Source organism: Ectopseudomonas khazarica, assembly GCF_004521985.1.
In the GTDB taxonomy this organism is placed as follows: Bacteria; Pseudomonadota; Gammaproteobacteria; order Pseudomonadales; family Pseudomonadaceae; genus Aquipseudomonas; species Aquipseudomonas khazarica.
This window is the reverse complement of the sequence record NZ_SBHZ01000003.1, coordinates 330,503-344,548: the sequence shown is the minus strand read 5'-3', so window position 1 is coordinate 344,548 and position 14,046 is coordinate 330,503. Positions and strand designations below refer to the sequence as shown.

Here is a 14,046-nt window from a genome sequence, read left to right as displayed (position 1 = left end):
GAGGAATTAGAGAAAGATGCTGAGCATTTACAACACCCTGAGCAAGACCAAGGACGCCTTCCAGCCGCTGATCGGCAACCAGGTGCGCATGTACGTGTGCGGCATGACCGTGTACGACTACTGCCATATCGGTCACGCCCGCGTGATGGTCGCCTTCGACGTGGTCACCCGCTGGCTGCGTCAGCGCGGCTATGACGTGACCTACGTGCGCAACATCACCGACATCGACGACAAGATCATCCGCCGCGCCAACGAGAACGGCGAGCCGTTCGAGGCGCTGGTCGAGCGCATGATCGCCGCGATGCACGAGGACGAAGCGCGTCTGTCCGTGCTGCGCCCGGACATCGAGCCGCGCGCCACCGGCCATATCGCCGGCATGCACCAGATGATCCAGACCCTGATCGACAAGGGCTTCGCCTATGCGCCGGGCAATGGCGACGTGTACTACCGCGTCACCAAGTTCGAGACCTACGGCAAGCTGTCGCGGCGCAAGATCGACGAGCTGAAGATCGGCGCGCGCATCGAAGTCGACGAAATCAAGGAAGATCCGCTGGACTTCGTTCTGTGGAAAGGCGCCAAGCCGGGTGAGCCGAGCTGGGACTCGCCGTGGGGCAAGGGCCGTCCCGGCTGGCACATCGAGTGCTCGGTGATGTCCACCTGCTGCCTGGGAGAGACCTTCGACATCCACGGCGGTGGCCCGGACCTGGTGTTCCCGCACCACGAGAACGAGATCGCGCAGAGCGAGGCGGCGACCGGCAAGCAGTACGCCAAGGCCTGGATGCATGCCGGGGCGGTGCGCGTCGATGGCGAGAAGATGTCCAAGAGCCTGGGCAATTTCTTCACCATCCGCGAGGTGCTGGAGAAGTATCACCCGGAGGTGGTGCGTTACCTGCTGGTGTCCAGCCATTACCGCAGCCCGATCAACTACTCCGAAGAGAGCCTCAAGGAAGCCAAGGGCGCCCTGGAACGCTTCTACAACGGCCTCAAGGGCCTGCCGGAGCTGGCGCCTGCCGGTGGCGAAGCCTTCGTCGAGCGCTTCGGCGCGGCGATGGACGATGACTTCAACTCGCCGGAAGCCTGTGCGGTGCTGTTCGAGATGATCCGTGAGGTCAACCGCCTGCGCGAATCCGACGTGCAGGCCGCTGCCGGCCTGGCCGCCCAGCTCAAGCAGCTGGCCGCCGTGCTGGGCGTGCTGCAGCTGGAGCCGGAAGCCTTCCTTCAGGCGGGCGCTGCCGGCAAGGTCGATGCGGCCGAGGTCGAGGCACTGATCGCCGCGCGCCTGCAGGCGCGTGCCGAGAAGAACTGGGCGGAAAGCGACCGCATCCGTGACCAGATCACCGCCATGGGCGTGGTACTGGAAGACGGCAAGGGCGGTACCACCTGGCGCTTGGCCGAGTAAGCCCCGACGCTGAACGACGAAGGCCGCTGTGAAGCGGCCTTCGTCATTTTCGGGGGGGCTCCGTGGTGGCGGCCATGGGGTTGCGCGCATCGAAACGCTGCGCCCAGCGGTGTTCACGGAAACGCTCGACGATGAAGTCGATGAACACCCGCGTCTTGGCCGGCAGCAGCTTCTGCGCACTGAAGTAGAGGCTCAGGCTGCCGGTGTCCACGTACCAGTCCGGCAGCACCCGTTGCAGCTCACCGCGCTGCAGGTAGGGCAGCGCGTGCACGGTGCTGACCAGGGTGATGCCCAGGTCCTGCAGGGCGGCATGACAGGCGGCCTCGGGGTCGTTCATGGTCATGCGCCGGTTCAGCTCCAGGGTGGCCTGGCGCTCATCCGCCGTGCGCAGGGGCCAGCTGCGTACGCGCCCGGTCTGCGGCGAGCGGATCAGGATACCGTCATGCCGTGCCAGGTCCTCCGGCGTCCGAATGACAGCATGCCTGGCGAGATAGCCTGGCGAGGCCAGCAGCACCCGATGAGCGGGGGCCAACTGGCGAGCGATCGCACCGGGCGGTAGCTCGAAGCCGCCGCCGATCGCCGCATCGAAGCCTTCTCCGATCAGGTCCACGGCGCGGTTGTCGAAGTGCCAGTCTGGGGTGATCGCCGGATAGCGGGCGAGGAAGTCGCTCAGGTGCGGCAGGATGTAATCACGGCCGAAGGCGACGCCCATGCTCACCTTGAGCCGGCCAGCGGGCTGGCCCTGGCTGCTGGCGAGATTGGCCACCGCGCTCTGGATGCTCGCCAGCCCGCCGCTCACCTGCGCGAGAAACCGCTCGCCGGCCTCGGTCAGCGTCAGGCGCCGGGTGCTGCGCAGGAACAGGCGCACTCCGAGGCTGGACTCCAGGCGCGCCACGTTCTTGCCGACAGCGGCGGGGGTCAGGCCCAGGCGCCTGGCGGCCTCGGCGAAACTGCCGGCTTCTGCCGTGCGGACGAAACATTCGATGCTGCTGAGGGTTTCCATGGGTCACCTGTAAACCATTGGTATCGAATGAATATAGCAATTGCCGGCTTATTGGTTGTGAGTCCTGGGTGAATACTGAGTCCGTGTCCCAATCAAACCTCAGTTCCAGGAGATTCCCATGAGCATCAAGAAAACCCTCGAAGGCAAAGTCGCATTCATCCAAGGTGGTTCGCGCGGCATTGGCGCCGCGATCGCCCAGCGCCTGGCGCAGGAAGGCGCTGCAGTGGCCCTGACCTACGTGTCCTCTGCTGCGGGTGCACTCGACGTCGTGGCCGGGATCGAAGCGGCCGGTGGCCGCGCCATCGCGATTCAGGCCGACAGTCGTGACGAACAGGCGATTCGTGCCGCCATCCGCCATACGCTGGAGAGTCTCGGTGGCCTCGATATTCTGGTGAACAATGCCGGTGTGCTGGCCGTCGCCCCCATCGAAACCTTCAGCATCGAGGATCTGGACCGCACGCTGGACGTGAACGTGCGCAGCGTGGTGATCGCCAGCCAGGAGGCTGCCCGGGTGATGGGCGAGGGCGGGCGGATCATCACCATCGGCAGCACCAACGCCGAGCGCATGCCGTTCGCCGGTGGCTCCGTCTATGCCTTGAGCAAGGCGGCGGTGGCCGGCTTCACCAAGGGGCTGGCCCGTGACCTGGGGCCGCGCGGCATCACGGTCAACAACGTTCAGCCTGGCCCGGTGGATACCGACATGAACCCCGATCAGGGTGATTTCGCCGAGTCGCTGAAGCAGACCATGGCCCTGCCGCGTTATGGCAAGGCAGAGGAAATCGCCAGTTTCGTGGCGTACCTGGCAGGCCCCGAAGCGGCCTACATCACCGGCGCCAATCTGACGATCGACGGTGGTTTCTCGGCCTGACCTCAGCGTCGTGTTTGGCTCACGAGCTGCGCCGGCTAGGGTGCAATGGCCTCGAGCAGTTGCAGCGCCAGGCGCACACGCTCGGCGTTGGGGTAGTTGCGGTTGGCGAGTATCACCAGCCCGGTGTCCCGTGCGGGCAGCAGCAGGATGTAGGCGCCGAAGCCATTGGTCGAGCCGGTCTTGTTCAGCAGCAGATCGCCTTCGGCAGGCTTGGCCACGGCGAAGCGCTCGACGGGATGCGGCTGCAGGGCCATGTCGGCGGAGTTGCCAGCCTGCAGCTGTTCCAGGCTGATGGGGTAGGCGTAGCGTTCCCAGCCGAGGGCCTGGGTCATGTCACCGACCTGGTAGTAGCCGCGATGAGTGGCGCTGACGGCCTGGTGCAGCGGCGAGGGCAGGCGATCCGGGTGCAGGTTGACCTCGATGAAGCGCAGCATGTCGGTGGCGCTGGATTTCAACCCGTAGGCTTCGCCATCCAGGGCGCCGGGGCCTACGCGCATGGCCTTGTCGTCGCGGTAGCCCCAGGCGTAGTGCTGCATCTGCCCGGCCGGTATCTGCACGTAGCTTTCCTGCATGCCCAGTCGTGGCAGCAGGTCCTGCTCCATCACCTGCTGGAAGGGTTCGGCCAGGCTGGCCGCCGCCAGGTGGCCGAACAGGCCGATGCTCGGGTTGGAATACAGGCGACGGGTGCCGGCCGGATAGACGGCCTGCCAGTTGCGATAGTAGTCGAGCATCTGCCGCTCGTCGCCTACCGCGTCCGGGAACTGCAGCGGCAGGCCGCCGGCGCTGTAGGTCGCCAGGTCCAGCAGGCTGATATGGTCGAACGCGCTGCCTTGCAGGGCTGGCAGGTACTGGCTGGCGTTGTCGCTGAGGTTCAGGGTGCCACGCGCCTCCGCGTAGGCGCCGAGGGTGGCGGTGAACAGTTTGCTGATCGAGCCCAGCTCGAACAGCGTGTGACGATCCACGGCCTGGCCGCTTTCGCGGGAGGCGACGCCATAGTCGAAGAAGTGCTGCTGCCCCTTGTGGCTGATGGCGATGGCCATGCCGGGGATGGCGTAGGCCTGCATCACGGGCTTCACGGCGGCATCGACGGCCGGGCGCAGTTCGGCGAGCGCGTTCTGGCTGGCCAGGCAGAGGCCGAGTGCGGCGAGCAGGGGGCGTAGGGAGGAGGGCATGAGCGTTCCTTGTCAGTTCATCGGTGGCAATCGGCGCGGGACCGAGGTCTTCTTGACGATGGCGGTGTTGGTTTCGGCATGGCCGTTGAGGCGATCGAGCACCTCGTCCAGCTGTTCCATGGAGCGCACGTGCAGGCGCGCGATGAAACAGTCCTCGCCGGTGACCTTGTCGCATTCGGTGAATTCGGGGGTGGCCTGGATCAGTCGTTCGACTTCGTGCAGTTTGCCGGGCAGCGGCCTGACGCGAACGATGGCCTGCAACTGGTAGCCGAAATGCCGTGGGTCGATCTCCACGGTGTAGCCCCTCAGCACGCCGCGCTCCTCCAGGCGGCGCAGGCGTTCGGCCACGCTGGGAGAGGACAGGCCACTGAGCTGCGCCAGTGCTTTCAGCGAGCGCCGCGAGTCGGCCATCAATGCGGCGATCAGGGTCTGGTCGATTTCATCGGTCATTGCAGGCCTCGTTAGGTAAAAGCCGGAATCTGCCGTTGTAAAAAAGGTGAGGGCTTGATTCTGCCTCAGATTCTCCATGGAGCGAGAAGTTGCACCTTCGCATAATGGCAGCTCATCTCAATGAGGATCGACCCGTGGACGACAAGCTCAAGCGTGGCTCGCTGGAAATGATCGCCGCCATGCTGATTTCCGGCACCATCGGCTGGTTCGTGCTGCTCTCCGGCCAGGCGGTGGTGGACGTGGTGTTCTGGCGCTGCCTGATCGGTGGCGGCACGTTGCTGCTGGTCTGCGCCGCGCTCGGTCTGTTGCGTGCCGAGCTGCTCGGGCGACGCGTGCTGCTGCTGGGCGTGCTCAGCGGCGTGGCCATCGTCGGCAACTGGCTGCTGTTGTTCGCCTCCTACGCGCAGGCCTCCATCGCCGTCAGCACGGTGGTGTACAACGTTCAGCCGTTCATGCTGGTGGGGCTGGCGGCGCTGTTTCTCGGCGAGCGCCTGACCTGGCTCAAGCTCGCCTGGCTGGCCCTGGCGTTCGTCGGCATGCTGGCCATCGTCAGTGCTCATGGCCGGGGTGCCGTGGCCGGCGCCAACTACCTGATGGGCATCGGGTTGGCGCTGGGGGCGGCGCTGCTCTATGCGATCGCCGCATTGATCGTCAAACGCCTCAGCGACACGCCGCCGCACCTGATCGCGCTGATCCAGCTGGTGACCGGGGTGATCCTGCTGGCGCCGCTGATGGGGCGTGAACTGCCGCAGGGCGAGGTCGCCTGGGCCAGCCTGCTGGCCTTGGGGCTGGTGCATACCGGGTTGATGTACCTGCTGCTGTATGGCGCGATCCAGAAACTGCCGACGGCGGTGACCGGCGCACTGTCATTCATCTACCCGGTGGCGGCGATTCTGGTCGACTGGCTGGCCTTCGACCACTGGCTGAGCCCGCTGCAGTGGTTCGGTGTCGCGGCCATCCTGCTGGCGGCGGCGGGCATGCAGCGCGGATGGCGGCCGGCTGTCTGGGTGCGGCGCGTGATCAAGGCCTGACGCCCTGTTCACGCAGGCGCTTGTACAGGGTGTTGCGGCTCAGGCCGAGGTGGCGCGCCAGGTAGGAGATATTGCCGCCGCAGGCCTGGTACTGGCTGGCCAGGTCGTCGCTGTCTGCCACGGGCAGTGACGGCTGCGGCGCCGCGCCGGGCAGGTCGGTGAAAAAGTCGTCCGGCAGGTGTTCGGCGCGAATCGGCTGGTCGTCGGCCATGGCCAGCGCGACGCGCAGCACGCTGCTGAGCTGGCGCAGGTTGCCCGGCCAGGGGTGGCGCTGGAACAGTTCGAGTACCTCGCGACTGAGCCCCGCCCACTGCCTGGGTTCGCGGTGCTGTTCCCAGAGCTTCTGGAACAGGGCCGCCTTGTCGGTGCGTTCGCGCAGCGGCGGCAGCTCCAGGTTCAGGCCGCTGATGCGGTAGTAGAGGTCGGCGCGAAACTGGCCATTGTCGATGTCCTGGCGCAACGGGCGGTTGGTCGCGGAGATCAGGCGCACGTCCACCGGGTGCAACTCGCTGCTGCCCAGCGGCTGCACGCAGCGTTCCTGCAGGACACGCAGCAATCGGGCCTGGACGCGCAGCGGCATGTCGCCGATTTCGTCGAGAAACAGCGTGCCCTTGTGCGCCTTGCGGATCAGGCCGACATGGCCCTTCTGGCTGGCGCCGGTGAAGGCGCCTTTCTCGTAGCCGAACAGCTCCGACTCCACCAGCTCCGCCGGGATGGCGGCGCAGTTGACCGCGATGAACGCCTGGCTGGCGCGTGAGCTGGAGCGGTGCAGGGCCTTGACGAAGACCTCCTTGCCGGCGCCGGTTTCACCCTGCACCAGAATCGGGATGTCCTTCTCCAGCAGGCGTTCGGCCTGGCGAATGGCCTTGTCCACTCTGGCGTCGCCCAGGTTGAGTGCGTGCAGGTGCGGCTCCTGCTCGCTGCGGCTGGTCAGCGGCGGGCGGAAGTCGCGGGGTTGAACGGGGGCTGGCCGGGTAGGGCGGCGTACCCGTGCGTGGAAGCGAAAGTGGCCGCTGGTGCGCAGGTTGAAGGGCAGGTTGTCCGGCTGGTTGAGCAACTGCTGCAGCGGCACGTCGAACAGCTGCTCGATGGCGCAGTAGGCAAGGGGTTGCCCGAGCAGGTTGTCGGCGCGGCGGTTCGCCGAGACCACGTGGCCCTGCTCGTCGAACACCACCAGCCCGGCCCAGGGGCTGTCGAGGTTGTCCAGGCTGGTATTGAAGCTGAGCAGGTGGTACTGCTCGGCGAACAGCTTGAGGATCAGGCGGTTCTCCACCGACTGGCTCATCATCTTGACCATGCCCAGGGTGTGCGCGGGCGGCAGGTAGCTGTCGCTGGACACGTCGAGCACGGCAACCATGCGCCGCTGCTCGTCGAAGATCGGTGAGGCCGAGCCGGTCATGAAGCGGTTGGCCTTGAGGAAGTGCTCGTCGTGCTGGATGTGCACGGCCTGGCCGCAGCTGAGCGCGGTGCCGATGGCATTGGTGCCGGTGTAGCGCTCCAGCCAGCTGGCGCCGGCGACGAAGCCCGCGGCCTGGCGCGGTTCGATGAAACGCTGGTCGCCCCAGGACTGCAACAGCCGGCCCTGCTCGTCGGCGAGCATGATCAGGCAGTTGGAGTTGGCCAGGATGGTGCCGTAGTAGGGCAACACTTCCTGGTGGGTGGTCTGTACCAGTGCCTGGCGGCTCTCCAGCAGGGCCGAGAGTTCACCGGGAGGGGGCGGGTCGAAGCAGGGCGGACTCTGGTGGGTCAGGCCGTAGTCACGGCAGCGCGACCAGGATTGCTCGATGATGGTGTCGTGCGCCTGCGCGCGGGCAGCTTCTGTCATGGACGCTCTCTTCTTGTAGGTTCGCGATCTGCGCCGCGATGTGCTCGCGACCTGCGTCGCGTCCGTCCAGTCTTGTTCAAAACTGTTCAAAGTCAACAGTCGAACTGTTCAGTTGTTCACATCCGCTTGTGCAAAGCTGTTCATTCAGGTCGCGATGAGCTTTCCAGGAGTTTCGCGTTTTTTCTTGTTTATCAGATGGATAGTTGATGTTTTTCGGCCCTGGCATGCTTGTCGCTAAGGTGTTCGTAATCGAATGGCACGACAAGAAAAAGGACAGGCCATGTCGCTCAAGCTCGAACACGTCACCCGTATCGTCGACGGCCAGGTGCATATCGATGATGCCTGCCTGAGTTTCGAACCCGGCTCTTTCAACGTCCTGCTGGGCCGCACCCTGGCCGGCAAGACCAGCCTGATGCGCCTGATGGCCGGCCTGGATCGACCCAGCAGCGGCCGCGTGCTGATGAACGGCGCCGATGTCACCGGCGTCCCGGTGCGTCAGCGCAACGTGTCGATGGTCTATCAGCAGTTCATCAACTACCCGACCCTGACGGTGTTCGAGAACATCGCGTCGCCGCTGCGCCAGGCCGGAATGGCCAGGGAGCTGATCGCCGACAAGGTCGAGAGCACGGCACGCATGCTGCGCATCGACAACCTGCTGTCACGCTACCCACTGGAACTGTCCGGTGGTCAGCAGCAGCGCACGGCCATGGCGCGGGCACTGGTCAAGGACGCGTCGCTGATCCTCTTCGACGAGCCCCTGGTCAACCTCGACTACAAGCTGCGCGAGGAGTTGCGCCAGGAAATGCGCGAGCTGTTCCAGGCGCGCCACACCATCGCCATCTACGCCACCACCGAGCCGAACGAGGCGCTGGCCCTCGGTGGCACCACCACCATCCTGCACGAGGGGCGGGTGGTGCAGAGTGGCAAGACCGCCGATGTCTATCACCGTCCGCAGCAGGTGCTGGCCGCCGAGCTGTTCTCCGAGCCGGCGATCAACCTGATGCCGGGGCGGATCAGCGGCAGCGAGGTGAGCTTTGCCGACTGCGTGCACTTTCCGCTCAATCAGGACCTGCGCGACATCGCCGAGGGCGAGTACCGTTTCGGCGTGCGCCCGAGCCATATTGGCCTGGTGCCGTCGAACGACGATGACCTGGAGCTGGCGGTCACCGTGGAGCTGGCCGAGATCAGCGGCTCGGAAACCTTCCTGCACGTGCGCAACGAACAGTTCGTGCTGGTGCTGCACCTGCCGGGCGTGCACGAGTACGCGGTGGATACGCCGATACTCATCTACATCCCGACCCACAAGCTGTTCGTCTTTGCCGCCGATGGGCAATTGGTCCAGGCACCCAGTCGTCGCCAGGGGAGGGCTGCCTGATGGCCGAGATTCGTCTGCACAACCTCGCGCACAGCTACAGCGGCGCACCGAAGGCGGCGGAAGATTATGCGATCCGCGAGATGAACCACATCTGGCAGCAGGGCGGTGCCTACGCGCTGCTGGGGCCCTCGGGCTGCGGCAAGTCGACCCTGCTCAACATCATCTCCGGCCTGCTCAGCCCGTCCCAGGGCGAGGTGCAGTTCGACGGCAAGGCGGTCAACGCATTGTCGCCGCAGCAGCGCAACATCGCCCAAGTGTTCCAGTTCCCGGTGGTCTACGACACCATGACGGTGTTCGACAACCTGGCCTTCCCGCTGCGTAACCAGGGCATGGACGAGGCGCGGATCACCAGCAAGGTGCATGAGATCGCGGAGGTGCTCGAACTCCATCCGCTGCTGCGCAAGAAGGCGCGCAACCTCACCGCCGACGAGAAGCAGAAGGTGTCCATGGGGCGTGGCCTGGTGCGTGACGACGTATCGGCGATTCTCTTCGACGAGCCGCTGACGGTGATCGACCCGCACCTGAAGTGGAAGCTGCGGCGCAAGCTCAAGCAGATCCACGAGCAGTTCAACATCACCATGGTCTACGTCACCCACGATCAGCTGGAGGCTTCCACCTTCGCCGACAAGATCGCGGTGATGTACGGCGGGCAGATCGTCCAGTTCGGTACGCCGCGCGAACTGTTCGAGCGCCCCGGACACACCTTCGTCGGCTACTTCATCGGCAGCCCGGGGATGAACCTGATCGACGTGCAGCGCTGCGAGGGTGGCGTGCGTTTCGCCGATACCGTGCTGCCGCTTTCCGACGCGCTCAACCAGCGCCTGGCCGAACTGGACGGAAGGCGGCTGCAGGTGGGCATCCGCCCCGAGTTCGTGCATGTCTGGGACGGCGCCTATGAAGACGCGCTGTGCGGGCGCGTGCTGCACGTCGAGGACCTCGGCACCTACAAGATCCTCACCTTCGACCTCGACGGCCAGGTGCTCAAGGCACGCCTGCAGGAGGACCAGCCGGTGCCACGCGAACAGGTCTACCTGAGCTTTCCGGCGCAGTGGCTGATGCTCTATGCCGATGACTACCTGGTGGAGGTGGCGCCATGAAGGTACAGAACAACAAGGCCTGGTGGCTGGTCCTGCCGGTGTTCCTGCTGGTGGCCTTCAGTGCCATCGTGCCGATGATGACGGTGGTCAACTACTCGGTGCAGGACATCTTCGATCCGGCCACGCGCTACTTCGTCGGCGTCGACTGGTATCGCCAGGTGTTGCAGGACCCGCGCCTGCACGACTCGCTGCTGCGCCAGTTCATCTTCTCCGCCTGTGTGCTGCTGATCGAGATTCCGCTGGGCATCGCCATCGCCCTGTGCATGCCGACCCGAGGGCGCTGGGCGTCACTGTGCCTGATCCTGATGGCCATCCCGCTGCTGATTCCATGGAACGTGGTGGGCACCATCTGGCAGATCTTCGGCCGTGCCGACATCGGCCTGATGGGCTGGGCGCTGAACAAGCTGGGCCTCAGCTACAACTATGCCGCCAACACCATGGATGCCTGGGTGACGGTGCTGATCATGGACGTCTGGCACTGGACGTCGCTGGTGGCGCTGCTGTGCTACTCGGGCTTGCGGGCGATACCCGACGTCTACTACCAGGCGGCGCGCATCGACCGTGCGTCGAACTGGGCGGTGTTCCGCCATATCCAGCTGCCCAAGCTGAAGAGCGTGCTGCTGATCGCGGTGATGCTGCGCTTCATGGACAGCTTCATGATCTACACCGAGCCGTTCGTGCTGACCGGGGGCGGCCCGGGCAACGCCACCACCTTCCTCAGCCAGACCCTGACGCAGATGGCCATCGGTCAGTTCGACCTGGGCCCGGCGGCGGCGTTCTCGCTGGTCTACTTCCTGATCATCCTGCTGGTGTCCTGGCTGTTCTATACCGCCATGACCCACGACGACAAGAATCGCTGAGGCCGACCATGATGCTACGCAAACGCCTGGCTCTGCTGATCTACTTCCTCTTCCTGCTGGTGCCGATCTACTGGCTGCTGAACATGTCGTTCAAGAGCAACACCGAGATTCTCGGTGGCCTGAGCCTGTGGCCGCAGCATTTCACCCTGGAAAACTACCGGGTGATCTTCACCGATCGCAGCTGGTACGAGGGCTATCTCAACTCGCTGTACTACGTCAGCCTCAACACCCTGATTTCGCTCAGCGTGGCGCTGCCGGCGGCCTATGCCTTCTCGCGCTACCGCTTCCTCGGCGACAAGCACCTGTTCTTCTGGCTGCTGACCAACCGCATGGCGCCGCCGGCGGTGTTCCTGCTGCCGTTCTTCCAGCTGTATTCGTCCATCGGCCTGTTCGACACCCACATCGCCGTGGCGCTGGCGCACTGCCTGTTCAACGTGCCGCTGGCGGTGTGGATCCTGGAAGGGTTCATGTCCAGCGTGCCCAAGGAAATCGACGAGACGGCCTATATCGACGGCTACAGCTTCCCGAAATTCTTCGTGAAGATCTTCATCCCGCTGATCCGTTCCGGCATCGGCGTCACGGCTTTCTTCTGCTTCATGTTCTCCTGGGTCGAGCTGCTGCTGGCGCGCACCCTGACATCCGTGGACGCCAAGCCCATCGCCGCGGTGATGACCCGTACGGTATCCGCGTCGGGGATCGACTGGGGCGTGCTGGCCGCCGCCGGGGTGCTGACCATCATTCCCGGCATGCTGGTGATCTGGTTCGTTCGCAATCATGTGGCCAAGGGCTTTGCCCTCGGTCGCGTGTAAGGAGGTTCGTCATGAGCTGGATGGCCTGGACTCTACCGACTGCGCTGTTCTTCGCCGTCATCGCCGTGCTGCTGGCCGGCATGACGCTGGTGGAGCTGCGCTGGCCTTGCGTGGAACGCAAGGGCTTTCTGCCGATCGCCACGACCCGTGGCGACCGGTTGTTCATCGGTCTGCTCGGTAGCGCCTACCTGCACCTGCTGGTGATAGGCGTGACCGACTGGAGCGTGTGGATAGCGTCACTGCTATCGCTGTTGTGGTTGTGCGCAGTCATGCGCTGGGGCTGAGCCGGGCTGCCACCGGTTTGCCTCTCCCATATCCTGAGATGGAGGTCTCTATGTTCGACAATAACAACAAGACCCGACATAGCATGGCGTTGGCCGCCTTGCTGGCGTTGTCCGGTTTGAGCGGTGCGGCCTGGGCGGATGCCTACGAAGAGGCCGCCAAGAAATGGATCGCCGAGGAGTTCAACCCCTCGACCCTGACACCCGAGCAGCAACTCGCCGAACTGCAGTGGTTCATCAAGGCCGCCGAGCCGTTCCGCGGCATGGATATCAGCGTGGTGTCGGAAACCATCACCACCCACGAGTACGAGTCCAAGGTGCTGGCCAAGGCGTTCAGCGAGATCACCGGGATCAAGCTGCGCCATGACCTGCTGCAGGAAGGCGACGTGGTCGAGAAGCTGCAGACGCAGATGCAGTCGGACAAGAACATCTACGACGGCTGGGTCAACGATTCCGACCTGATCGGCACCCATGCGCGCTACGGCAAGGCGGTGGCCATCAGCGACATGATCGCCGGCGAAGCCAAGGACTACACCTCGCCGACCCTGGATCTCGAGGACTTCATCGGCACGTCCTTCACCACCGGGCCGGACGGCAAGCTGTACCAGCTGCCGGATCAGCAGTTCGCCAACCTCTACTGGTTCCGCGCCGACTGGTTCGAGCGCCCGGAACTCAAGGCCAAGTTCAAGGAAATCTACGGCTACGAGCTGGGCGTGCCGGTCAACTGGTCGGCCTATGAAGACATTGCCGAGTTCTTCTCCAAGCACGTCAAGGAGATCGATGGCCAGCGCGTCTATGGCCACATGGACTACGGCAAGAAAGACCCGTCGCTGGGCTGGCGCTTCACCGATGCCTGGTTCTCCATGGCTGGCGGCGGCGACAAGGGCCTGCCCAATGGCCTGCCGGTGGACGAGTGGGGCATTCGCGTCGACGGCTGCCGCCCGGTGGGCTCCAGCGTTGCCCGTGGCGGCGACACCAACGGCCCGGCGGCAGTGTTCGCCACGCAGAAGTACGTCGACTGGATGCGTCAGTACGCACCGCCGGAAGCCCAGGGCATGACCTTCTCCGAGGCCGGTCCGGTGCCGGCGCAGGGCGCCATTGCCCAGCAGATCTTCTGGTACACCGCCTTCACCGCCGACATGACCAAGCCGGGCCTGCCGGTGGTCAACGAGGACGGCACGCCGAAATGGCGCATGGCGCCGTCGCCGAAGGGGCCGTACTGGGAGGAGGGCATGAAGCTCGGCTACCAGGACACCGGTTCCTGGACCTTCCTCAAGTCGACCCCGGAGAAGCAGCGCCTGGCGGCCTGGCTGTACGCCCAGTTCGTCACCTCCAAGACCGTCTCGCTGAAGAAGACCCTGGTCGGCCTGACCCCGATTCGCGAATCGGACATCAACTCGCAGGCCATGACGGACATAGCGCCGAAGCTTGGCGGTCTGGTGGAGTTCTACCGCAGCCCGGCTCGCGTGCAGTGGACGCCGACCGGCACCAACGTGCCGGACTATCCGCGTCTGGCCCAGCTGTGGTGGCAGTTCATCGCCGAAGCCGCGAGTGGCGACAAGACGCCACAGCAGGCGCTCGATGGTCTGGCTGCCGCGCAGGACACCATGCTCGGTCGCCTGGAACGCTCCAACGTGCTTGGCGAGTGCGGGCCGAAGCTGAACGAGCCGCGTGATCCGCAGTACTGGTTCGATCAGCCGGGTGCACCCAAGCCCAAGCTGGCCAACGAGAAGCCCAAGGGCGAAACCATCGCCTATGACGAGCTGCTCAAGTCCTGGGAGCAGGCGCGCAAGTGAGGCCGATGCCTGTGCTGTAGGGGCGGCTTCAGCCGCGAAAAAAAACGGCACCCTTGGGTGCCGTTTTCGATTCAGCCGCA

Annotated in this window: 13 protein-coding genes; 9 read left to right on the top strand and 4 right to left on the bottom strand. The window is 64.9% G+C overall.

Annotated elements, in window-relative coordinates:
• The first annotated feature begins 16 nt into the window (after window positions 1-16).
• Window positions 17-1,399: a cysteine--tRNA ligase gene (cysS, locus tag EPK82_RS05385; protein ID WP_037053069.1), complete on the top strand. Its 1,383-nt coding sequence runs from the start codon at window positions 17-19 to the stop codon at window positions 1,397-1,399.
• Between the two features lie 43 nt (window positions 1,400-1,442).
• On the opposite strand, the gene EPK82_RS05380 is transcribed toward cysS, so the two are convergent.
• Window positions 1,443-2,402, bottom strand: coding sequence for a LysR family transcriptional regulator (locus tag EPK82_RS05380; protein ID WP_134675971.1), 960 nt, complete (start codon window positions 2,400-2,402; stop codon window positions 1,443-1,445).
• Between the two features lie 118 nt (window positions 2,403-2,520).
• Between EPK82_RS05380 and EPK82_RS05375 the strand changes: the two genes are divergently transcribed.
• A complete protein-coding gene (locus tag EPK82_RS05375; protein WP_037053065.1) occupies window positions 2,521-3,270 on the top strand; it encodes a 3-oxoacyl-ACP reductase family protein in 750 nt (249 codons plus the stop codon).
• A 35-nt stretch (window positions 3,271-3,305) separates the two neighbouring features.
• Here the strand turns inward: EPK82_RS05375 and ampC are convergent, their stop codons facing one another.
• Window positions 3,306-4,442 (bottom strand): class C beta-lactamase, encoded by a 1,137-nt coding sequence (gene ampC, locus EPK82_RS05370; protein WP_134675970.1) that lies wholly within the window; start codon window positions 4,440-4,442, stop codon window positions 3,306-3,308.
• 12 nt (window positions 4,443-4,454) lie between these two features.
• Complete coding sequence (locus EPK82_RS05365) at window positions 4,455-4,892, bottom strand: Lrp/AsnC family transcriptional regulator (protein WP_037053063.1); 438 nt, start codon at window positions 4,890-4,892, stop codon at window positions 4,455-4,457.
• Window positions 4,893-5,026: 134 nt separating this feature from the next.
• Here EPK82_RS05365 and EPK82_RS05360 point away from each other — a divergent pair, with 134 nt between their 5' ends.
• Window positions 5,027-5,923 (top strand): DMT family transporter, encoded by an 897-nt coding sequence (locus EPK82_RS05360; protein ID WP_037053062.1) that lies wholly within the window; start codon window positions 5,027-5,029, stop codon window positions 5,921-5,923.
• Here the strand turns inward: EPK82_RS05360 and EPK82_RS05355 are convergent.
• A complete protein-coding gene (locus EPK82_RS05355) occupies window positions 5,913-7,748 on the bottom strand; it encodes a sigma-54-dependent Fis family transcriptional regulator (RefSeq protein ID WP_134675969.1) in 1,836 nt (611 codons plus the stop codon). The genes EPK82_RS05360 and EPK82_RS05355 overlap by 11 nt on opposite strands.
• 280 nt (window positions 7,749-8,028) lie before the next feature.
• Between EPK82_RS05355 and EPK82_RS05350 the strand changes: the two genes are divergently transcribed.
• The 6 genes from EPK82_RS05350 to EPK82_RS05325 are packed head-to-tail and all read left to right on the top strand — an operon-like array spanning window position 8,029 to window position 13,966.
• Window positions 8,029-9,123, top strand: coding sequence for an ABC transporter ATP-binding protein (locus tag EPK82_RS05350; protein WP_037053060.1), 1,095 nt, complete (start codon window positions 8,029-8,031; stop codon window positions 9,121-9,123).
• Window positions 9,123-10,220 carry an ABC transporter ATP-binding protein gene (locus tag EPK82_RS05345; protein WP_134675968.1) on the top strand — a complete coding sequence of 366 codons (1,098 nt, stop codon included), beginning with the start codon at window positions 9,123-9,125 and terminating at the stop codon, window positions 10,218-10,220. Before EPK82_RS05350 ends, EPK82_RS05345 begins: the two co-directional genes overlap by 1 nt.
• Window positions 10,217-11,080, top strand: coding sequence for a carbohydrate ABC transporter permease (locus tag EPK82_RS05340; RefSeq protein ID WP_037053057.1), 864 nt, complete (start codon window positions 10,217-10,219; stop codon window positions 11,078-11,080). The genes EPK82_RS05345 and EPK82_RS05340 overlap by 4 nt, the downstream gene beginning before the upstream one ends.
• An 8-nt stretch (window positions 11,081-11,088) precedes the next feature.
• Window positions 11,089-11,889, top strand: coding sequence for a carbohydrate ABC transporter permease (locus tag EPK82_RS05335; RefSeq protein ID WP_037053055.1), 801 nt, complete (start codon window positions 11,089-11,091; stop codon window positions 11,887-11,889).
• An 11-nt stretch (window positions 11,890-11,900) separates the two neighbouring features.
• Complete coding sequence (locus EPK82_RS05330) at window positions 11,901-12,173, top strand: DUF2160 domain-containing protein (RefSeq protein WP_134675967.1); 273 nt, start codon at window positions 11,901-11,903, stop codon at window positions 12,171-12,173.
• Between the two features lie 50 nt (window positions 12,174-12,223).
• On the top strand, window positions 12,224-13,966 hold the full coding sequence (locus EPK82_RS05325) for an ABC transporter substrate-binding protein (RefSeq protein WP_037053052.1): 1,743 nt from the start codon (window positions 12,224-12,226) through the stop codon (window positions 13,964-13,966).
• Window positions 13,967-14,046 lie beyond the last annotated feature (80 nt).